Raw genomic sequence first — 20,687 nt, 5'->3', positions numbered from 1 at the left:
ACGCTTTATTACCTACCTACTCATTCAGTTTGTGCTCAGTTTGAGCACGGGTCAGCCAGGCTGACCTGATGCGTTAATGTGCGGCGTGAGCCACTGCCTGCGCGACCCGTTCAGTCGCATCGGGTACCGCCACCTCATGGGCTTTTTCAGCCATCGCGAGTAATGTCGGGCGATCCCAGTGACGCAACGTTTCCGCTACCGCCTCCGCTGTAAACTGCGGCTGCTCAAAAATTTTGGCTGCACCTGCGCCCTCAAGCGGCAAGGCATTCCAGTACTGCTGACGATCTTTGTGCTGAAACGGCACGAAGATGGCCGGTAATCCCGCGGCAGCAATTTCACTCACCGTCAGTGCACCTGAGCGACAAATCACTACATCAGCCCAGGCATACGCCGCCGCCATATCATCAATAAATTCGGTCACCTTGTGCTGCTGACCTGCCTGCTGATAGGCATGCTCTACGTCCTGCAATGCACCTTTACCGGTCTGATGCCAGACGGTGATCTGCTCACCCAGTTTTGCCGCAACCAGGGGCACCGTCTGGTTAAGAACGCGCGCGCCCTGACTGCCGCCCACCACCAGAATACGGATGGCACCACTGCGTCCGGCCAGGCGCTGAGCCGGTGATGGCAGGGCCAGCACGTCCGTACGCACCGGGTTTCCTACCACCTCTGCGTGGGGAAACGCACCGGGAAATGCCTGCATAACTTTGGTGGCAATTTTTGCCAGCCACTTGTTGGTCAGTCCGGCAATACCGTTTTGCTCATGCAGCACGACAGGGACACCACAGCTCCAGGCCGCCAGGCCGCCCGGGCCCGATACATAGCCACCCATGCCCAGCACGACGTCCGGCTTCCAGGCTTTAATAATCTTGCGAGCCTGACGCCAGGCGTTAAAAATACGCACCGGCGCTAGCAACAGGGCATTGATGCCCTTGCCGCGTAATCCGCTGATACGGATAAAGTCGATGTCGATACCGTGCTTGGGTACCAGGTCGGCTTCCATACGATCTGCGGTGCCTAACCAGCGAACTTCCCAGCCCTGCGCTTTCAGATGATGGGCCACGGCCAGCCCCGGGAACACATGTCCACCGGTGCCACCTGCCATGACCATCAATCGTTTACCACTCATCGACCACCTCGGGTAAACGCCTGCGCTTTAGCCAGACGCGTTTCATAATCAATACGTAACAAAAATACGATGGCCGTAGACATAATGATGAGACTCGAACCACCGTAACTAATTAACGGTAACGTCAGCCCTTTGGTCGGTAACATACCCGCCGCGGCACCCACGTTGACCAGTGCCTGAAAGCTAAACCATACGCCGATTGAACAGGCTAAGAAGCCCGAAAAACGTTGGTCAAGTTCAAGCGCGCGTCGACCAATCGACATTGCGCGAAAAGCGACGAAGAATACCATTAACAGCGCTAAAACCACACCGATGTAACCCAGTTCTTCTCCGATAATGGAGAAAATAAAGTCGGTATGCGCTTCGGGCAGATATTCCAGTTTCTGAACCGAATTCCCCAGCCCCTGGCCCCAGAATTCACCGCGGCCAAATGCCATCAGCGATTGTGTAAGCTGGTAGCCGCTGCCGAAAGGATCTTCCCATGGGTCCCAGAATGACGTAACGCGGCGCATACGGTATGGCTCGGCGATAATCAACAGCACCACGGCAAAAATGCCGGAGCCGATGATGGCCAGAAACTGCCACAGCTTGGCCCCCGCCAGAAACAGCATCGCCAGCGTGGTAACAAACAGCACCACCACCGTGCCGAGGTCCGGTTGAGCCAGCAGCAGTACAGCCAGCACGACCATCACGCCCATCGGCTTACAGAAGCCCCAGAAGTTATTTCGCACCTCTTCGACTTTACGCACCAGGTAACTGGCGAGATAGCAGAAGAGCGTGAGTTTAGATAATTCGGCTGGCTGGATACGTAGCGGGCCTAACGCAATCCAGCGTGAAGCACCATTGACCGAGCTACCCACGACTAAAACAATCAACAGCATGGCGACAGACACCATCAGCATCACGTTGCTGTAACGCTGCCAGAAATCCATCGGGACGCGCAGGGTAACCAGCGCCATACCGAATGCCAGGGCGATATAAAACGCATCACGCTTGGCAAAATAGAACGGATCGTCATTCAGACGCTGACCTACCGGCATCGATGCCGAGGTCACCATCACAAAGCCGATGGCGGCTAACCCCAGCGTTAACCAGAGCAACGTACGGTCATAGAGCACCAGCGAGGTATCATCGCTTTCGCGCGACCCCATTACCCAGTTACTCAACCGACTGGACAGGTAACTCGCAATGCCCGAACCAGGAATACGCATCAGCTTAGCTCCCTGGCCAGTTGCGCGAAGACGTCACCGCGCTGCTCAAAACTGCGAAACTGATCGAGGCTGGCACAGGCTGGCGAAAGCAGTACCATATCGCTCGGCTGGACCTGCCTGGCAATCTGTTCCATAGCCTGCTGCAGCGTTTCAGTGCGTACCGCGACGTCGGGCCGCAGCGCGGCCAGCGCATCACCATCGCGACCAAAGCAGAACAACCGGATACGATCGCCCTGAACATAAGGCGCCAACGGCGAGAAGTCTGCTGATTTGCCATCCCCACCAAGCAGCAGCCAGAGCGTGCCGTTAACCTGCAAGCCTTTTAATGCGGCTTCTGTACTGCCGACGTTGGTCGCTTTTGAATCATTAATCCAGCGTACGCCGCGACTCTCATGAACCAGTTGAAAACGGTGTGGCAGGCCGGAATAGGCTGCAAGCGCAGACAGGCTGGTGGATCGTGGTAACCCTACCGCATCTGCCAACGCTAATGCCGCCAGCGCATTGGTGTAATTATGTTGCCCCACCAGCGTCATTTCATCGGTGTTCAGCACCTTCTCGCCTTTGGCGCGGAGCCAGATACTGCCCTGCTGCTTATTGAGATGGTAATCCCCGATATCGATGCCAAAACTCACACAGCGCGCGTCAGCGCCGCGCACCGGCATCGTCATGCCATCATCAGCGTTCACCACACAAACCTGGGCGTTCTCGTAAATACGCAGTTTGGCTGCCCGATACTGCTGCATACCTAACGGATAGCGATCCATATGATCTTCCGTCACGTTAAGAATGGTGGCGGCGGCAGCTTTCAGGCTGTGCGTGGTTTCCAACTGAAAGCTGGAGAGCTCCAGCACATACAGCTGCGCAGGCGCTTTCAGCAGGCTGAGCGCGGGCAAACCAATATTGCCACCCACACCTACCTGCCAGCCTGCCGCCTTCGCCATTTCGCCGACCAGGGTGGTGACCGTACTTTTTCCATTCGAGCCGGTAATCGCCACAATCGGTGCCTGTGCTTCACGACAAAACAGCTCAATGTCACCGACGATTTCGATGCCCGCGTCCGCAGCTTCACACAACGCCGGATGCGCCAGCGCAATACCGGGGCTGGCAATGATAAGGTCTGCCGCTAACAGCCAGTCACTGTTGATACCGCCCACGTAACGCTCTACCTGCTCAGGCAACTTATCCAGCCCTGGCGGTGACATACGGGTATCCATCACGCGTGGCGTTACGCCCTGCGCTACAAAGAAATCAACACAGGACAGCCCGGTCAGGCCTAATCCGATGATGACGACTTTTCTCCCGCGATAGTCAGCCATGATTACCGTACCTTCAGCGTCGCCAGGCCAATCAGCACCAGCATGAGCGAAATAATCCAGAAGCGCACAATGACGCGCGGCTCTGGCCAGCCTTTCAGTTCGTAGTGATGGTGAATCGGCGCCATTCGGAAAATACGTTGCCCGCGTAGCTTGAATGACCCCACCTGCAGAATCACCGACAGCGTTTCAACAACAAACACGCCGCCCATGATCACTAATAAAAATTCCTGACGCAGCAGCACGGCGATGGTCCCCAATGCGCCGCCCAGCGCCAGCGATCCGACATCGCCCATGAAAACCTGGGCCGGATAGGTATTGAACCAGAGGAACCCTAATCCTGCCCCCACGATGGCGGTACAGACGATCACCAGTTCACCGGCATGCCGTAAATAAGGAATATGCAGATACTCAGCGAATTTCACGTTACCTGTTGCCCAGGCGACCAGTGCAAAACCTGCCGCCACAAAGACAGTTGGCATAATGGCCAGGCCATCCAGACCGTCGGTCAGGTTGACGGCATTACCGGTACCCACAATGACAAAGTAAGCCAGCACGATGTAAAACAGACCCAGCTGTGGCATCACGTCTTTGAAGAAAGGCACAACCAGCTCTGTGGCTGGCGTATCTTTACCGGCCAGATAAAGCGCAAAGGCAACACCCAGGGAAATCACCGACATCCAGAAGTATTTCCAGCGCGCGATCAACCCTTTCGTATCTTTGCGTACCACTTTGCGGTAATCATCGACAAAGCCAATCACGCCAAAGCCCACCAGCACCACCAGCACACACCAGACATAGGGGTTGGATGGGTAAGCCCACATCAATACCGACAGGGTGATCGAAGTCAGAATCATGATGCCGCCCATGGTCGGCGTCCCACGCTTGCTAAAGTGCGACTCCGGGCCGTCGTTACGCACCACCTGACCGATTTGCAGTTTCTGCAGCCACGCAATCAGGCGTGGCCCCATCCACAGGGAGATAAATAACGCGGTCAGCAGGCTGACAATGGCGCGAAACGTCAGATACGAAAAGACGTTGAAGCCGGAATAAAATGCGACCAGATGTTCGGCCAGCCAAACTAACATGTTCCTTTCTCCTGTAAGCTCTGTACTACCTGCTCCATGGCGGCACTACGTGAACCCTTAATCAATACGGTCATTTCTTTGTGTTCGGACAGTAACTGGCGTAAACGTTCAGTCAGCGCGGTTTTATCGCTGAAATGTTCGCCAACGCCACTGCTTTCGCTAATTAAATGGCTTATCTGACCGGTGCTTAACACCCGATCAATGCCTGCGGCTTTGGCGGCCAGGCCCACTTCACGATGGCACTGTTCGCTTTCGTCGCCTAATTCAGCCATATCGCCCACCACCATAACGCGGTAACCCGGCATCTCAGACAGCACCTGAGCTGCAGCGATCATCGAGCCGACGTTTGCGTTGTAGCTGTCATCGAGCAGCAGTTGCTGCGCGGAAAGGCGGATGGGGAACAGCCGTCCGGGCACGGACTGAAGGTTTTTCAGGCCACTCTGCACTGCGCTGAGCGGGGCATCCACCGACAGCGCGAGCGCGGCAGCAGCGAGCGCATTCGCAATATTATGCCGTCCCGGCACCGGTAAGGTAATGTCTGCTTCGCCACGCGGCGTGTGCATAACAAAGTGCGTGCCATCCTGACTGATGCGAATATCGCGCGCGTGAAAATCGCAGTCAGCATCCTGGGGGGAGAAACGCCATACCGTTTTACCGTGCAGGTTCTCCTGCCAGTGCGGCCAGTCATTGCTGTCAGCGTTTAAAATCGCCGTTCCCTTCGCGGGCAAACCGTTAAAAATTTCACCTTTGGCTTTTGCCACGCCAGCCAGCGAACCAAACCCTTCAAGATGAGCCGCGGCAAGGTTATTGACTAGTGCGCTTTCCGGACGGACCAGATCGGTGGTGTAGGCGATTTCGCCCTGATGATTTGCACCCAGCTCAATGACCGCGAACTGATGTTCAGGCGTAAGGCGCAATAAGGTCATCGGCACGCCAAAATCGTTGTTCAGGTTACCGGCGGTGTGAAGTGTTTCACCGCATTGACGTAAAATCGCAGCCGTCATCTCTTTCACCGAGGTCTTACCGGAAGAGCCAGTCAGGGCGACTACCCGAGCGCTGGCCTGTTGACGCACCCATGCTCCCAGCTTGCCAAACGCCAGGCGCGTATCCTTAACCACAACCTGAGGCACAGATACAGGTAAACGCTTACTTACCAGCAAGGCTTTGGCCCCTTTGGCGATAGCATCTTCTGCAAAGTCATGGGCATCAAAACGCTCACCCACGATGGCCACAAACAGGCTACCTGCGGTGACCTTGCGGGTATCCGTTGTGACATCATTTAATGTCAGGTCGTCGCCGTGCAGGGTGCCGCTGGTGATCTGTGCTAACGTGCTCAATGAAACCGGAATCATGCTACGCCTCCTAGCAATGTGGCGACCGTCGCACGATCGGAGTAATCCAGACGTTGATTGCCAACAATTTGATAGTCTTCATGGCCTTTCCCGGCCACCAATACGATGTCATCGGGATGAGCCTGCATGATGGTGCTGGTCACGGCCTGCGCGCGTCCGGAAACCACACGGGCACGGCCAGGATCGAGCAGCCCACTCAGAATGTCCTGCACAATCGCCTGAGGATCTTCACTGCGCGGATTATCATCCGTCACCACCACCACGTCGGCAAACTGCTCAGCAATTGCTCCCATTAGTGGGCGCTTACCTTTGTCGCGATCGCCGCCACATCCGAACAGGCACCACAGTTTGCCTTTGCAATGCAGACGCGCGGCTTCCAATGCTTTCTCTAAGGCATCCGGCGTGTGGGCATAATCCACCACGACGGTAGGCTTACCCGGGGCGCTGAAGACTTCCATTCGCCCGTTCACCGGCTGCAGTCTTGCCGCAACCCGCAGTAGATCATCCAGCGCATAACCCAGCGCCAGCAGCGTTGCCAGAGCCAACAGTAAGTTACTGACGTTGAAGGCCCCCATCAGGCGGCTGTTTATCTCGCCCTCGCCCCAGCTTGAGTCGAAGCGAATGTGGGCACCATTATCGTGATAGTTCACGTCGGTCGCACGAAGCCAGCGACCATGATTACCAGGCTGCAGGTTATTTTCCATCGTGACTGCCACGGCGTCAGGCAGATTTGCCAGCCAGCGGCGACCGACGTCATCGTCAGCATTAAGCACGGCCACACCGACCTGATGCTCGGAAAATAACAACCATTTTGCCGACGCATACTGCTGCATATCACCGTGGTAATCGAGATGGTCACGGCTGAGGTTGGTAAACACCGCAGCGGCAAAAGGCAGTGCTGAAACACGATGCTGCACCAGCCCGTGTGACGAAATTTCCATTGCCGTCAGCGATGCGCCTTTCCGGACCAGTTCATCCAGGTTGTGCTGCACATCTACGGCTGAACCCGTGGTATTTTCCGCTGGCACCAGTTGCCCGACCAGCCCATTGCCTACCGTGCCCATCACGGCACTGGTTTCGCCCAGCAGGCTGGCCCATTGCGCCAGTAACTGCGTAGTGGTCGTTTTACCATTGGTACCGGTTACGCCAATCAGCTTTTGCTTTTCGCCCGGCTGCTGGTAAAAACGGCCTGCCAGAGCAGAAAGACGTTGATGCAGCTGCGCCAGATAAATGACCGGCACGCCGTGCATCTCACGAATTTCGCCGTCGGTCGCTTCCCCTTCTGCTTCCGCGATAACGGCAGCCACGCCCTGCGCAATCGCCTGAGGAATAAACCGGCGACCATCAACCTGATGGCCGGCAATGGCCACAAACAGATCGCCCGCCGCCGCACTGCGGCTGTCCAGAGTCATGTCACGCAACGGGCGCGCAGGTGCGTCAGGCACCCACGGTCCGAGTAAGTCGCGCAGGTTACGATCTGTCACTTGATTCCTCACTTCTGTTTGTCACCAACTCGTTTTTGTCATTGGTCGGCAGGGCATCCGGTTCGATATTCATGGTACGCAGAACGCCGCCCATGATGGCACCGAACACCGGTGCAGAAACCGCACCACCATAATATTTACCGGCCTGGGGATCGTTAATGACCACCACCAGTGCAAAACGAGGGCGACTGGCAGGCGCAACGCCTGCGGTATAGGCAATGTATTTATTCACGTAACGACCATCCGGCCCGACCTTTTTCGCGGTACCGGTTTTGATCGCCACGCGATAGCCTTTGATGGCGGCTTTCACGCCGCCTCCGCCCGGTAACGCCACGCTTTCCATCATGTGCACCACGGTTTTCACCAGGGCTTCAGGAAACACGCGCTCACCACCAACCGGCGGATCAACTTTGGTTATCGACAGCGGACGAGCAATGCCGAAGCTGCCAATCGTTGCGTAGACTCGCGCTAACTGTAACGGCGTTACCATTAGCCCGTAGCCGAAAGAGAAGGTGGCCCTCTCTATGTCAGACCACCGTTGTTTTTTAGGGTATAAGCCACTACTTTCCCCGACCAGCCCCAAATTGGTCGGTTTACCCAGTCCAAAGCGCGCATAAGTATCTACAAGCGCTGAGGAGGGCATCGCTAACGCCAGTCGTGAAACACCGACGTTACTCGATTTCTGTAAAACACCTGTCAAAGTCAGTTCGCTGTAGCGCGCCACATCTTTGATTTCATGGCCGTTGACGCGATAGGGAACGGTATTCAGTACGCTGTTCTCTTTCACCACACCGCGTTGCAGGGCCGTCATCACCACCATCGGCTTCACCGTTGAGCCTGGCTCGAAAATATCGGTGATGGCGCGGTTACGCATCAGGTCTTTTGCCGTGTTGCTCAGGTTATTCGGGTTGTAGGCCGGGCTGTTGGCCATTGCCAGTACTTCGCCGGTGTTTACGTCCACCAGCACCGCCGTGCCCGATTCCGCTTTGTTAAAGGCCACTGCGTTGTTGAGTTCGCGGTAGACCAGCGCCTGCAGGCGTTCGTCGATGCTCAGCGTCAGGTTGTGCGCGGCACGGCTGTCAACCGAAGAGATATCTTCAATCACACGTCCGTAGCGATCTTTACGCACGGTTCGCTCGCCTGGTTCACCGGTCAGCCATTTATCGAAGCTCTTTTCGATGCCTTCGATGCCCTGACCGTCGATATTGGTAAAGCCGATGAGATGTGACGTCACCTGACCAGCCGGATAGTAGCGTCGGGACTCTTCACGCAGATGAATGCCTGGCAGCTTGAGTTTTTTAACGTATTCACCGATGGCGGGATTGACCTGACGCGCCAGGTAAATAAAGCGCCCTTTGGGATTCGCATTCACGCGTGCGGCCAATTGATCGATGGGGATAGAAAGGGCATCGGATAAGGCTTTCCAGCGGCTGTCGAGCGTGACCCCGCCAGCATCATGTAGCTCTTTAGGATCGGCCCAGATCGCATTTACCGGCACGCTGACCGCCAGCGGGCGTCCGCCACGATCGCTGATCATGCCGCGCGCGGTCGGCACCGCCTGAACGCGTAATGAGCGTAAATCGCCTTCTTTAACCAGCTTGTCTGGGTTGATCACCTGCAGCCATGCAACCCGGGACAACAGCCCACCTAACGCCAGCAAAATGCAACCGCATAACAACGCAAAACGCCAGCTTACAAAGCTGGCTTTATCTTCCGGTTTTTTTAACTTCAGCGTTCTTTTTACGCCGTTCATTAGCAGTAACAGATCCTTATTTTTGCACCACGATGTTTTCCTGCGAAGGATCAACGTGCTGCATCTGCAGCTTTTCGGTGGCGATCCGCTCAACGCGGCTGTGATCGCCAAGGGCGTTCTCTTCCAGAATTAAATTGCGCCACTCAATGTCCAGCGCATCACGCTCCAGCACCAGTTGCTCTCGCTGGGCGGTTAACAGGCGCGTTTTGTGCGTAGTGGTCACCACCAATACGGCAGAAACCAGTACGGCTATCAGCAACAGCAGGGGAATTTTGCCTTTGCGCAAAATGTCCCCGGCGATAACGCCGGGTAAGCTGTGCCGTTCGTTGCCGATCATGCGTCAGTTCTCTCCGCGATGCGTAAAACGGAACTGCGTGCACGAGGGTTCTCTTTCACCTCAATGTCGCCCGGGACCATTTTTCCCAGTAGCTTTAACTGACGGCCACCCAGCGCATTGAGCTGCTGTTCAGTCATAGGGAGTCCATGTGGCACCTGCGGACCCCGACTCTGATCGCGCATAAAACGTTTTACCAGTCGGTCTTCCAGCGAATGGAAGCTGATAACGGATAAACGCCCTTGTGGGGCAAGTACCTCAACCGCACCTTTCAACGCGATATCAATCTCTTCCAGTTCGCTGTTAATCCAGATCCTGATCGCCTGGAAGCTGCGCGTGGCCGGATGTTTAAACTTATCTTTTATCGGTGTGGCTGCGGCTATTACCGCAGCCAGCTCTTTCGTGCGCGTCATCGGTTCTTCACGATTACGCTCGACGATGGCGCGGGCAATGCGTTTCGCAAAACGCTCTTCGCCGTAAGTTTTCAGCACAAACGCAATATCCGCTTCGTCTGCCTGCAATAACCATTCGGCGGCAGAGTGACCCCGCGTGGGGTCCATGCGCATATCCAGTGGTCCGTCACGCATGAATGAAAAACCTCGTTCGGCATCATCCAGTTGGGGGGACGAAACCCCCAGATCCAGCAATATGCCGTCGATACGGCCAACCAGTTCCCGCTCGGCCATGTACTCTGCCAGTGCGGAAAAAGGACCATGAACAATCGAAAAACGTGGGTCCTTTATCTCAGCCGCTGCGGCGATAGCTTGCGGATCACGGTCAATGGCGATGAGCTTTCCGCCAGCGCCAAGCTGCGCCAGAATTAAGCGCGAGTGGCCGCCACGACCGAAGGTGCCGTCGATGTAGATGCCGTCTTCCTTGATGTTGAGGCCATTAACCGCCTCATCCAACAGCACGGTGGTGTGTTTGTAATTTTCCTGCATAGCTATAGCGATAAATCCTGCAACCGCTCAGATAAAGGCTCCTGAGCTGACTGTTCTGCGTCAATATCTTCCCTGACTTGTTGATACCAGGTCTGTTCATCCCACAGTTCAAACTTATTGAACTGCCCAACCAGCATCACTTCTTTGCTTAAATTTGCATGCTGACGAAGCGTATTCGCCAACAACAAGCGGCCTGCATTGTCCATCTGACATTCACTGGCATGTCCCAGCAGCAAGCGCTGTACCCGGCGCTCCAGAGGATTCATGCTGGAAAGACTCGCCAGCTTCTTCTCAATGATTTCCCATGCGGGCAAGGTGTAGAGCAACAGGCATGGCTGGTGGAGGTCGATGGTACAAACCATCTGCCCCTGTGATTCCTCGCTCAGCAAATTGCGATAGCGCGTTGGTACCGCCAGGCGTCCTTTGCTGTCGAGATTGACTAACGTTGCTCCACGGAACATGCCAGCCTCACCCCTCAATTACCCATTTGCACCACTTTATCCCACTTTTTACCACAAAACGAGTTTAAGGATCGTAGGAAATCATTGTCAAGCCGGAGCGGCAGTTGAATATGACTATTTACCGAGGCGGGAATTAACACTGAGAGGGTTTCAAAACGCCAAAAGATGATTAATCAAAATTAAACTAATGAATAACTGAATAAAAAAATCTGACGCAAAAAAGAGTGGCTTAAAATTACACGTTTATTCAGGTTGAATAGCATTGAGCCGTTTTGAGACAGGGGACGCATTTTAGGGGATTTCTTAAGGGATGCACAGCCACATAGCGACAAACAGCGTTTAAAACAGGCGCTAAGTTGTAAGTAAACAAGAATAGTCCGTTAACTTAATTTGTGAGCATGAATGAATAACGCTTACGCTTTTTTACTTTAAGAAGAAAGAGTTTAAAAACAGCATGTAATAGACAGGGCAGACTTATTGCTGCCCTTAATTTAATTAGAAATTCTGCTTAATTGTCCACGACGCAATAAATTACGACGAATTCGGGTTAAACCGGGTTTGGGTTTTCTGGGTTCATCCAAAGAGGCTAAAACTAATTCCAGCACCCGTTCGGCGACGTCACGATGACGTTGGCCAACAGACAATACCGGACATTCAAGAAAGTCCAACAGCTCGTGATCGCCAAAGGTGGCAATGGCGAGATCGGCTGGCAAGCGCCCGTTACGTTTCAGCGTGACATCCATGACGCCCTGCAGCAGACCAAAAGAGGTCGTGAAAAGCGCATCTGGCATGGGGTGATTCTCCAGATAAGTTTCAAATAACGCAGCAGAGGCCGTGCGTTCAAAACTATTACAGTAAATGTAATCAATCGGGCGCTCATCATCTTTCCAGGCCTCTCTGAAGCCCAATTCACGCAGGAAACTGACGGAGAGTTCAGGTAACGCGCCCATAAACAGCACGTTATTAATTTTGAGCTGACGCAATTCAGCCGCCAGCGCAAAGGCATCATCCTGGTCGGCGCCGACAACGCTGGTGAAGTGCTCACGATCCAGCGCACGGTCCAGCGCGATGATCGGTAATGGGTTATTGATCCAGCGTTGATAAAAAGGATGCTCGGGTGGAAGCGACGTCGATACGATAATCGCATCGACCTGGCGTTGCAGCAGATGCTCGATACAGCGCATCTCGTTATCAGGCTGATCTTCAGAACAGGCGATCAGCAACTGGTAGCCACGCTGGCGAGCCTGACGTTCAAGGTAGTTAGCAATGCGCGTGTAACTGGTATTTTCTAAATCGGGGATGACCAATCCAATCGATCGCGTGCGTCCGGCGCGCAGCCCTGCCGCTACCGCATTGGGATGGTAATTATGCTCGCGCACCACCGCCATGACTTTCTCAACGGTTTTGTCGCTGACACGATACTGCCGTGCTTTGCCATTTATAACGTAACTGGCCGTGGTGCGCGATACACCCGCCAGACGCGCAATTTCATCCAGTTTCACTGTAACCCCACCATTAAACAGGCTTAAGCTGATTGTTAACCCGCAGATAAGCTATGGACATCCTTTTTAGCACATCTAACAGCAGAAAAGTGCGCGTAGCAACCGCTTTTCTGATGGTCGTCAATCTTGCGCATTAAAAAGAAAAAACCCGGCATTTCGCCGGGTTACAAACATTGCTGATGGTAACGGAGCGTGATTAACGCATAATGCGCTCACCACGAGACACGCCCACGATTCCTGAGCGAGCCACTTCGACAATTTCAGCGACTTCACGAACGGTGCTTAAAAAGGCATCCAGCTTGTCGCTGGTACCTGCCAGCTGAACCGTGTAAAGCGATGGCGTGACGTCAATAATCTGCCCACGGAAGATTTCAGCGCTACGCTTCACCTCTTCGCGGCCATAACCCGTCGCCTGAATTTTCACCAGCATAATTTCACGTTCGACATACGCGCCCTGCCCTAACTCGGTCACGCGCAGTACGTCGACCAGTTTGTGGAGCTGCTTCTCGATCTGCTCCAGCACTTTCTGGTCGCCGACGGTCTGAATGGTCATGCGTGACAGCGTGGGATCATCCGTCGGTGCGACGGTCAGGCTCTCAATGTTATAGCCGCGTTGTGAAAACAGGCCCACTACGCGAGACAATGCGCCGGATTCGTTTTCCAGCAAAACTGATAAAATGCGACGCATAATTAAGTCCTCTCCGTTTTGCTCAACCACATCTCGTCCATGCTGCCACCGCGAATCTGCATCGGGTAAACATGCTCACTGCCGTCAACGTTGACGTCTACAAAGACCAGCCGCCCTGTGGCCAGGGTTTCCAGCGCCAGCGCCAGCTTTTCTTCCAGCTCTGCAGGATGATCAATGGCAATACCCACGTGACCATAGGCTTCAGCCAGGCGAACAAAATCAGGCAGCGATTCCATATAAGACTGAGAATGGCGACCGGAATAAATCATGTCCTGCCACTGTTTCACCATGCCCAGGAAACGGTTGTTCAGATTCAGCACCAACACCGGCAAATCGTACTGCAGCGCGGTCGAGAGCTCCTGAATATTCATCTGAATACTGCCATCACCGGTTACACAGATAACCGTCTCGTCAGGCAGGGCCATTTTAACGCCCAGCGCGGCAGGCAGGCCAAAGCCCATGGTGCCGAGGCCACCGGAGTTAATCCAGCGACGCGGTTTATCGAAGGTGTAATAAAGGGCGGCGAACATCTGATGCTGTCCCACGTCCGAAGTGACGTAGGCATCCCCGTTCGTCAGGCGACAAATGGTTTCGATAACCGCCTGGGGTTTGATTTTGTCACTGGTGCGATCGAACGCCAGGCACTGGCGACTGCGCCAGGTTTCAATCGACTGCCACCAGTCACGCAGGCTGTCGAATGGCTGCTTTGCCTCACTCTGGTCCAGCAGTTCCAGCATTTGCTGTAAGGTCTGTTTGGCATCTCCGACAATCGGAATATCTGCCGCTACCGTTTTTGAAATGGAGGTCGGGTCGATATCAATATGCATCACGGTGGCATTGGGACAATATTTAGCCAGATTGTTGGTGGTGCGGTCATCAAAACGTACGCCAACCCCGAAGATCAAATCGGCGTTATGCATGGTCATGTTCGCTTCGTAGGTTCCATGCATGCCCAGCATACCGACACACTGACTATGGCTGCCGGGGAACGCGCCCAGCCCCATCAGTGAGGTGGTGACCGGAATATTCAGACGTTCGGCCAACTGCAGCAATTCCGCTTCGCAAGAGGACGTGATGGCACCGCCGCCGGCATAGATAACGGGCTTATGCGCCGCCAGCAAGGTTTGCAAGGCGCGTTTAATCTGGCCTTTGTGCCCCTGAATCGTGGGGTTATAAGAGCGCATGCTCACGTCCTGCGGATAATGGTAAGGCAGCTTATTCGCAGGATTAAGAATATCTTTTGGCAGATCGATGACCACCGGCCCTGGACGACCCGTAGAGGCCAGCCAGAAGGCTTTTTTCAGCACCATCGGGATCTCTTCGGTATTTTTCACCAGGAAACTGTGTTTCACCACCGGACGAGAAATACCGACCATGTCACATTCCTGGAAGGCATCATAGCCAATCAGAGACGAAGGAACCTGACCTGACAAAATGACCAACGGAATAGAATCCATATAGGCCGTCGCTATGCCGGTAATCGCATTGGTTGCGCCCGGCCCCGACGTTACCAGCACCACGCCCACTTCGCCGGTTGCGCGCGCCAGACCATCTGCCATGTGCACCGCGCCCTGCTCGTGACGAACCAGAACGTGATCTATCCCACCTACGGTTTGCAGCGCATCATAAATATCCAGCACTGCGCCACCCGGATAGCCGAATACCTGCTTAACGCCCTGATCGATTAACGACCGGACGACCATTTCGGCTCCTGACAACATCTCCATTTTCTGCCTCCCGGCTTGAGGAACTGAATCTACTGACGACTGCTTTCCCGCTAGCCACATGCATCCAGCCCTGTTTTCGCCAATTAAGATCAAAACCTTATGTTTTTGCTAAGACAGCAGAACTCATTTCTGCTGTCCAGATACAGAGAATTCTGCTGGGTTATTTTTTCTAAGAGTAGGTCGATTACCATAACCGCAGAAAAACGGGCTGGCAAACGCCAAACGCCTTTTATTAAAGGAGGCAGGATACAAAGCCTCTGCTCGCCAACTTTGGCTTACGATTATTAAACTAAATACGCCAGTTAATAGCAGAGGAAAATGCTGATAATGGTATTTTTTTCAGTCGTATCTAAGAAATAAAAAAAACAGATGACAGACCGGTTCAGCCAGCCGTCTTTCAGCCGGGCCTTTTTACGGCGTAACGCTCTTATAAAGTCTTCAGGCGCGATGGATTATGCTGCCTTTCATCACACCCTCGTGGATAAAATGATATAACGCCTTTAATTTATCATTATAATTCATTGAATTAGCACATAACCATCGACCAGCAGGCTAACATCAGCGGCAATAAGCGTGACGCGAAGTGTCTCTCTCGTTTAATACTCTGCGAGGGCCGAAAATGGCAGAACATTTTTCTTTGCCGCTGCAAAAAATAACCCTTTGCTTATGGTTGACATCGATGGGTGATTCCAGTACCAATAGATGCAGCAAAAAATTCACGAGGTTTGAAACATGTCACGTTCTTTTCGTCTATCAGGTCTACTACTAAACGCAACTTATGTGCGCGGTAGACTTGTGGGCGAAATCAAACACTGATTCGAACCTGCTAAAAGTTAAAAACCCGCGCCTGTCGCGGGTTTTTTTATGCTCGTTGCAAGGCAAGAAACGCAAAAGGATGAACACGATGAGCCAGCAAGTTATTATTTTCGATACCACTCTGCGCGATGGTGAACAGGCATTACAGGCCAGCCTGAGTGTGAAAGAAAAACTGCAAATTGCATTAGCGCTGGAACGTATGGGCGTTGATGTGATGGAAGTCGGTTTCCCTGTGTCTTCACCAGGTGATTTTGAATCCGTGCAAACCATTGCGCGTACCATCAAAAACAGCCGGGTTTGCGGTCTGGCTCGCTGTGTTGAACAGGATATTGATGCCGCTTACGAGTCGTTGCGCGTCGCCGAAGCGTTCCGTATCCATACCTTTATCGCGACGTCACCAATGCATATTGCCACGAAGCTGCGCAGCACCCTGCCTGAGGTGATCGAACGCGCCGTCCGTATGGTGAAGCGCGCCCGTAACTATACGGATGATGTCGAGTTTTCCTGCGAAGACGGTGGCCGTACTCCAATTGACGACCTGTGCCGTATGGTTGAAGCCGCAATTAACGCCGGAGCGACCACCATTAACATCCCGGACACCGTCGGCTACACCTTGCCGAACGAATACGCCAACATCATTAGCCAGTTGATTCAACGCGTACCAAACATTGATAAAGCGATCCTGTCTGTCCATACGCATGATGATTTGGGCATGGCAACGGGCAATGCGATTGCTGCAGTTCAGGCTGGAGCCCGTCAGGTCGAAGGCACGTTGAACGGATTAGGTGAACGCGCCGGTAACTGTGCGCTGGAAGAAGTGATCATGGCGATCAAAACCCGCCAGCAGATCATGAATGTTCATACCAATATTCATCATCAGGAAATTTACCGTACCAGCCAGATGATTAGCCAGATCTGCAATATGCCGATTCCGGCCAACAAAGCGGTGGTCGGTTCTAACGCCTTTGCCCACTCTTCCGGTATTCATCAGGACGGTGTCATCAAAAATCGTGAAAACTATGAAATCCTGACTCCTGAATCCATCGGCCTGCACAAAATTCAGCTTAATCTGACATCCCGCTCCGGTCGCGCAGCGGTAAAACATCGTATGGAAGAGATGGGCTACACAGAAAGCGAATACAACCTGGATTCCCTGTATGACGCTTTCCTGAAACTGGCGGACAAGAAAGGTCAGGTATTTGATTACGATCTGGAAGCGCTGGCTTTCATTAATAAACAAAACGAAGAGCCTGAATTTTTCCAACTGAATGATTTCAATGTGCAGTCAGGCTCCAGCATTACGGCCACCGCGTCGGTGAATCTGGGCTGCGGCGAACAAACGAAATCAGAAGCGGCGACCGGTAACGGTCCGGTTGATGCGGTTTATCAGGCGATTAACCGTATTACCCAGTTCAATGCAGAACTGGTTAATTACAAGCTGACGGCAAAAGGTCATGGCGAGAATGCGCTGGGTCAGGTTGATATCGTGGTGAGCTATAACAATCGTAAGTTCCACGGCGTCGGTCTGGCGACAGATATTGTCGAATCTTCTGCAAAAGCGATGGTGAACGCACTAAACAACATCTGGCGAGCCAAACAGGTCGAGAAAGAGTTACAGCGCAAGTCTAAAGATCAGAAGGAAACGGTGTAATCATGTCAAACTCTTCACATATCGCAGTACTGGCGGGCGACGGAATTGGCCCGGAAGTGATGGCCCAGGCTATCAAAGTATTGGATGCGGTTCGTCAGCGTTTTAATTTGCGTATTACCACCAGTGAATACGATGTCGGCGGTATCGCCATCGATCGTCATGGCGAACCTTTGCCACCTGCTACCGTTGCAGGTTGTGAGCAGGCTAACGCGATTCTGTTTGGATCGGTAGGCGGCCCTAAGTGGGAGCACTTACCGCCAGCCTCTCAGCCTGAGCGCGGCGCGCTGCTGCCGTTACGCAAACACTTTAAGCTGTTCAGCAACCTGCGTCCTGCGGCGCTGTACAGTGGTCTGGAAGACTTTTGCCCACTGCGCAGCGATATCGCTGCCCGCGGATTCGATATTCTCTGCGTACGTGAGCTGACCGGTGGAATTTATTTTGGTCAGCCGAAAGGACGCGAAGGCAGCGGCCCACACGAGCGGGCTTTTGATACTGAAGTTTATCATCGCTTTGAAATCGAACGCATTGCGCGCCAGGCTTTTGAATCGGCTCGTAAGCGTCGCAACAAAGTCACCTCGGTCGATAAAGCTAACGTGCTGCAAACGTCCGTGATGTGGCGCGAAATCGTGAACGAAATCGCGAAAGATTACCCTGATGTACAGCTGAGCCACATGTACATTGATAACGCCACCATGCAGTTGATTAAAGATCCCTCTCAGTTCGACGTGCTGCTGTGTTCTAACCTGTTTGGCGACATTTTGTCAGACGAGTGCGCGATGATCACCGGCTCGATGGGCATGTTGCCTTCAGCCAGCCTGAGCGAAGACGGTTTTGGCCTGTATGAACCGGCTGGCGGCTCAGCGCCCGATATCGCAGGTCAGAACATTGCGAATCCCATTGCCCAGATCCTGTCTCTGTCGCTGCTGCTGCGCTACAGCCTGAATGCCGATGACGCCGCTGCCTGCATTGAGCGCGCCATTAGCCGGGCCTTAGCGGAAGGCTATCGCACTAAAGATTTAGCGGGTGACGGCCATGCGATCAGCACAGATGAGATGGGCAGCATCATTGCCCGCTTTATCGCCGAGGAAAAATAATAAAATGAAAACCTTATACCAGAAGTTATTTGATGCACATGTCGTTCACGAAGCGCCGAATGAAACACCCTTGCTCTATATTGACCGCCACCTGATTCATGAGGTGACCTCACCACAGGCCTTTGATGGCTTGCGAGCACACGGGCGTAAAGTTCGTCAGCCGTCGAAGACGTTTGCCACCATGGATCACAACGTGTCCACCCAGACCAAGGACATCAATGCTTCGGGTGAGATGGCGCGCATCCAGATGCAGGAACTGATGAAGAACTGTGCCGAATTTGGCGTGCAGCTGTATGACCTGGATCACCCGTTCCAGGGCATCGTGCATGTTATTGGCCCAGAGCAAGGCATGACTTTACCCGGCATGACGATTGTCTGCGGCGACTCGCACACGGCGACCCACGGTGCCTTTGGTTCACTGGCATTCGGTATCGGTACGTCAGAGGTGGAACATGTTTTTGCCACGCAAACCCTGAAGCAGGGCCGTGCCAAAACCATGAAGATTGAAGTGACAGGCACCGTCGCGCCGGGCATTACGGCAAAAGATATTGTGCTGGCGATTATTGGTAAAACCGGCAGCGCCGGCGGTACCGGTCACGTGGTTGAATTCTGTGGTTCCGCGATTGAAGCGCTGAGCATGGAAGGCCGCATGACACTGTGTAATATGGCCATTGAAATGGGTGCGAAAGCCGGTCTGGTTGCGCCGGATGACACAACATTCAGTTATCTGAAAGGCCGCCAGTTCTCCCCTGAAGGCGAAAAGTGGGAGCAGGCCGTTGCATACTGGCGCACGCTGAAGAGCGATCCCGAGGCTAAATTTGATCGCGTCGTTACGCTGCATGCGGAAGAGATTGCACCGCAGGTGACATGGGGAACCAACCCCGGCCAGGTGATCGCGGTTGATGCCAACATCCCTGATCCCGCTTCATTTGCCGATCCGGTAGAGCGAGCCTCCGCTGAAAAAGCACTGGCTTACATGAACCTGCAACCCGGCATCAAACTGACCGACGTCAGCATTGATAAAGTCTTTATTGGCTCCTGCACTAACTCGCGCATTGAAGATCTGCGCGCCGCCGCCGCGATTGCCAAAGGGCGTAAAGTCGCGCCAGGTGTGCAGGCACTTGTGGTACCCGGCTCTGGCCCGGTTAAGGCTCAGGCTGAAGCAGAAGGACTGGATAAAATTTTTATTGAGGCCGGTTTTGAGTGGCGCCTGCCTGGCTGCTCCATGTGTCTGGCAATGAACAATGACCGCCTGAACCCCGGCGAGCGCTGTGCATCCACCAGTAACCGTAACTTCGAAGGTCGCCAGGGCCGTGGCGGACGCACGCATTTAGTCAGCCCGGCAATGGCCGCCGCTGCCGCCATTAATGGCCATTTTGCCGACATTCGCAGCCTGACATAAGGAAACCATCATGGCAGAAAAATTCACTCAACATACTGGTCTGGTGGTTCCTTTGGATGCCGCTAACGTCGACACCGATGCCATCATTCCGAAGCAGTTTCTGCAGAAAGTGACCCGAGTGGGCTTCGGAGCCCACCTGTTCAATGACTGGCGTTTTCTGGACGATCACGGTTTAGAGCCCAATCCGGACTTCGTACTCAACTTTCCTGAGTATAAAGGTGCCTCGATTCTGCTTACGCGCGAGAACTTTGGTTGCGGTTCATCTCGTGAACATGCCCCCTGGGCGCTGACCGATTACGGTTTCAAAGTCGTGATTGCCCCCAGCTTTGCCGATATTTTTTATGGTAACAGCTTCAACAACCAGCTGCTGCCGGTGACGTTGAGCGACGAGCAGGTGGAAGCGTTATTCACGCTGGTGAAAGCCAATCCGGGGATCAGGTTTGAAGTGGACCTGGAATCCCAGGTCGTGAAAGCTGGCGACCAGTCTTACAGCTTTAAGATTGATGACTTCCGTCGCCATTGCATGCTGAACGGGCTGGACAGTATCGGCCTGACGCTGCAGCACGAAAGCGCGATCTCGGCTTACGAAAACAACCAGCCGGCCTTTATGCGTTAACTGGTACACCTCTTAATCAGCCCGCTCTGCTCTGCAGTCCGGGCTTTTTTTAACGAAAACTGCGCTAAAACAATTAATCGCAATTTATTTTCTTGCAGAAAGCGCGTTATTTATTCACCGATGAC

At 53.7% G+C, this 20,687-nt stretch carries 18 protein-coding genes; 5 read left to right on the top strand and 13 right to left on the bottom strand.

Translation table 11 applies throughout. The features are described 5' to 3' along the window. Positions 1 to 73 precede the first annotated feature (73 nt). The 13 genes from murG to ilvI all read right to left on the bottom strand — a co-directional run bounded on the left by murG (position 74) and on the right by ilvI (position 14,983). Positions 74 to 1,129 carry an undecaprenyldiphospho-muramoylpentapeptide beta-N-acetylglucosaminyltransferase gene (gene murG, locus CMR03_RS05185; protein WP_096010987.1) on the bottom strand — a complete coding sequence of 352 codons (1,056 nt, stop codon included), beginning with the start codon at positions 1,127 to 1,129 and terminating at the stop codon, positions 74 to 76. Further along, positions 1,126 to 2,340, bottom strand: a complete 1,215-nt coding sequence (gene ftsW / locus CMR03_RS05180; protein WP_063878403.1) for a cell division protein FtsW — start codon at positions 2,338 to 2,340, stop codon at positions 1,126 to 1,128. The genes murG and ftsW overlap by 4 nt, the downstream gene beginning before the upstream one ends. Then, positions 2,340 to 3,656, bottom strand: coding sequence for a UDP-N-acetylmuramoyl-L-alanine--D-glutamate ligase (murD, locus tag CMR03_RS05175; protein ID WP_096010986.1), 1,317 nt, complete (start codon positions 3,654 to 3,656; stop codon positions 2,340 to 2,342). Before murD ends, ftsW begins: the two co-directional genes overlap by 1 nt. Before the next feature lie 2 nt (positions 3,657 to 3,658). Next, entirely contained in the window at positions 3,659 to 4,741 is a 1,083-nt protein-coding gene (mraY, locus tag CMR03_RS05170; RefSeq protein ID WP_013024610.1) for a phospho-N-acetylmuramoyl-pentapeptide-transferase, read from the bottom strand. Beyond that, a complete protein-coding gene (gene murF / locus CMR03_RS05165; protein ID WP_096010985.1) occupies positions 4,735 to 6,093 on the bottom strand; it encodes a UDP-N-acetylmuramoyl-tripeptide--D-alanyl-D-alanine ligase in 1,359 nt (452 codons plus the stop codon). The genes mraY and murF overlap by 7 nt, the downstream gene beginning before the upstream one ends. Continuing rightward, on the bottom strand, positions 6,090 to 7,577 hold the full coding sequence (murE, locus tag CMR03_RS05160; protein ID WP_096010984.1) for a UDP-N-acetylmuramoyl-L-alanyl-D-glutamate--2,6-diaminopimelate ligase: 1,488 nt from the start codon (positions 7,575 to 7,577) through the stop codon (positions 6,090 to 6,092). The genes murF and murE overlap by 4 nt, the downstream gene beginning before the upstream one ends. Continuing rightward, a complete protein-coding gene (locus tag CMR03_RS05155; RefSeq protein ID WP_063878399.1) occupies positions 7,564 to 9,330 on the bottom strand; it encodes a peptidoglycan glycosyltransferase FtsI in 1,767 nt (588 codons plus the stop codon). Before CMR03_RS05155 ends, murE begins: the two co-directional genes overlap by 14 nt. A gap of 16 nt (positions 9,331 to 9,346) precedes the next feature. Continuing rightward, positions 9,347 to 9,667 carry a cell division protein FtsL gene (ftsL, locus tag CMR03_RS05150; RefSeq protein WP_013024606.1) on the bottom strand — a complete coding sequence of 107 codons (321 nt, stop codon included), beginning with the start codon at positions 9,665 to 9,667 and terminating at the stop codon, positions 9,347 to 9,349. Continuing rightward, positions 9,664 to 10,605, bottom strand: a complete 942-nt coding sequence (gene rsmH / locus CMR03_RS05145) for a 16S rRNA (cytosine(1402)-N(4))-methyltransferase RsmH (protein WP_096010983.1) — start codon at positions 10,603 to 10,605, stop codon at positions 9,664 to 9,666. Before rsmH ends, ftsL begins: the two co-directional genes overlap by 4 nt. 2 nt (positions 10,606 to 10,607) lie before the next feature. Further along, on the bottom strand, positions 10,608 to 11,066 hold the full coding sequence (gene mraZ / locus CMR03_RS05140; RefSeq protein ID WP_063878397.1) for a division/cell wall cluster transcriptional repressor MraZ: 459 nt from the start codon (positions 11,064 to 11,066) through the stop codon (positions 10,608 to 10,610). Between the two features lie 491 nt (positions 11,067 to 11,557). Further along, positions 11,558 to 12,568, bottom strand: coding sequence for a catabolite repressor/activator (cra, locus tag CMR03_RS05135; protein WP_096010982.1), 1,011 nt, complete (start codon positions 12,566 to 12,568; stop codon positions 11,558 to 11,560). Between the two features lie 196 nt (positions 12,569 to 12,764). Continuing rightward, positions 12,765 to 13,256 carry an acetolactate synthase small subunit gene (gene ilvN / locus CMR03_RS05130; protein WP_006117664.1) on the bottom strand — a complete coding sequence of 164 codons (492 nt, stop codon included), beginning with the start codon at positions 13,254 to 13,256 and terminating at the stop codon, positions 12,765 to 12,767. Between the two features lie 2 nt (positions 13,257 to 13,258). Next, the gene (gene ilvI, locus CMR03_RS05125; protein WP_096010981.1) at positions 13,259 to 14,983 is read right to left on the bottom strand and encodes an acetolactate synthase 3 large subunit; all 1,725 of its coding nucleotides are present in this window, start codon (positions 14,981 to 14,983) and stop codon (positions 13,259 to 13,261) included. A gap of 732 nt (positions 14,984 to 15,715) precedes the next feature. Between ilvI and leuL the strand changes: the two genes are divergently transcribed. The 5 genes from leuL to leuD all read left to right on the top strand — a co-directional run bounded on the left by leuL (position 15,716) and on the right by leuD (position 20,562). Further along, positions 15,716 to 15,799: a leu operon leader peptide gene (gene leuL / locus CMR03_RS25840; RefSeq protein ID WP_109716544.1), complete on the top strand. Its 84-nt coding sequence runs from the start codon at positions 15,716 to 15,718 to the stop codon at positions 15,797 to 15,799. A gap of 88 nt (positions 15,800 to 15,887) precedes the next feature. Then, the gene (leuA, locus tag CMR03_RS05120) at positions 15,888 to 17,450 is read left to right on the top strand and encodes a 2-isopropylmalate synthase (protein WP_063878394.1); all 1,563 of its coding nucleotides are present in this window, start codon (positions 15,888 to 15,890) and stop codon (positions 17,448 to 17,450) included. 2 nt (positions 17,451 to 17,452) lie between these two features. Continuing rightward, positions 17,453 to 18,544: a 3-isopropylmalate dehydrogenase gene (gene leuB, locus CMR03_RS05115; protein ID WP_096010980.1), complete on the top strand. Its 1,092-nt coding sequence runs from the start codon at positions 17,453 to 17,455 to the stop codon at positions 18,542 to 18,544. A gap of 4 nt (positions 18,545 to 18,548) precedes the next feature. Then, positions 18,549 to 19,946, top strand: a complete 1,398-nt coding sequence (gene leuC, locus CMR03_RS05110; RefSeq protein WP_063878392.1) for a 3-isopropylmalate dehydratase large subunit — start codon at positions 18,549 to 18,551, stop codon at positions 19,944 to 19,946. Between the two features lie 10 nt (positions 19,947 to 19,956). After that, positions 19,957 to 20,562 (top strand): 3-isopropylmalate dehydratase small subunit, encoded by a 606-nt coding sequence (leuD, locus tag CMR03_RS05105; RefSeq protein WP_063878391.1) that lies wholly within the window; start codon positions 19,957 to 19,959, stop codon positions 20,560 to 20,562. Positions 20,563 to 20,687 lie beyond the last annotated feature (125 nt).

The sequence above is a fragment of the Pantoea allii genome, assembly GCF_002307475.1.
Lineage (GTDB): Bacteria > Pseudomonadota > Gammaproteobacteria > Enterobacterales > Enterobacteriaceae > Pantoea > Pantoea allii.
The sequence above is the reverse complement of the archived record's forward strand: the minus strand, read 5'-3'. Positions and strand labels throughout refer to the sequence as shown.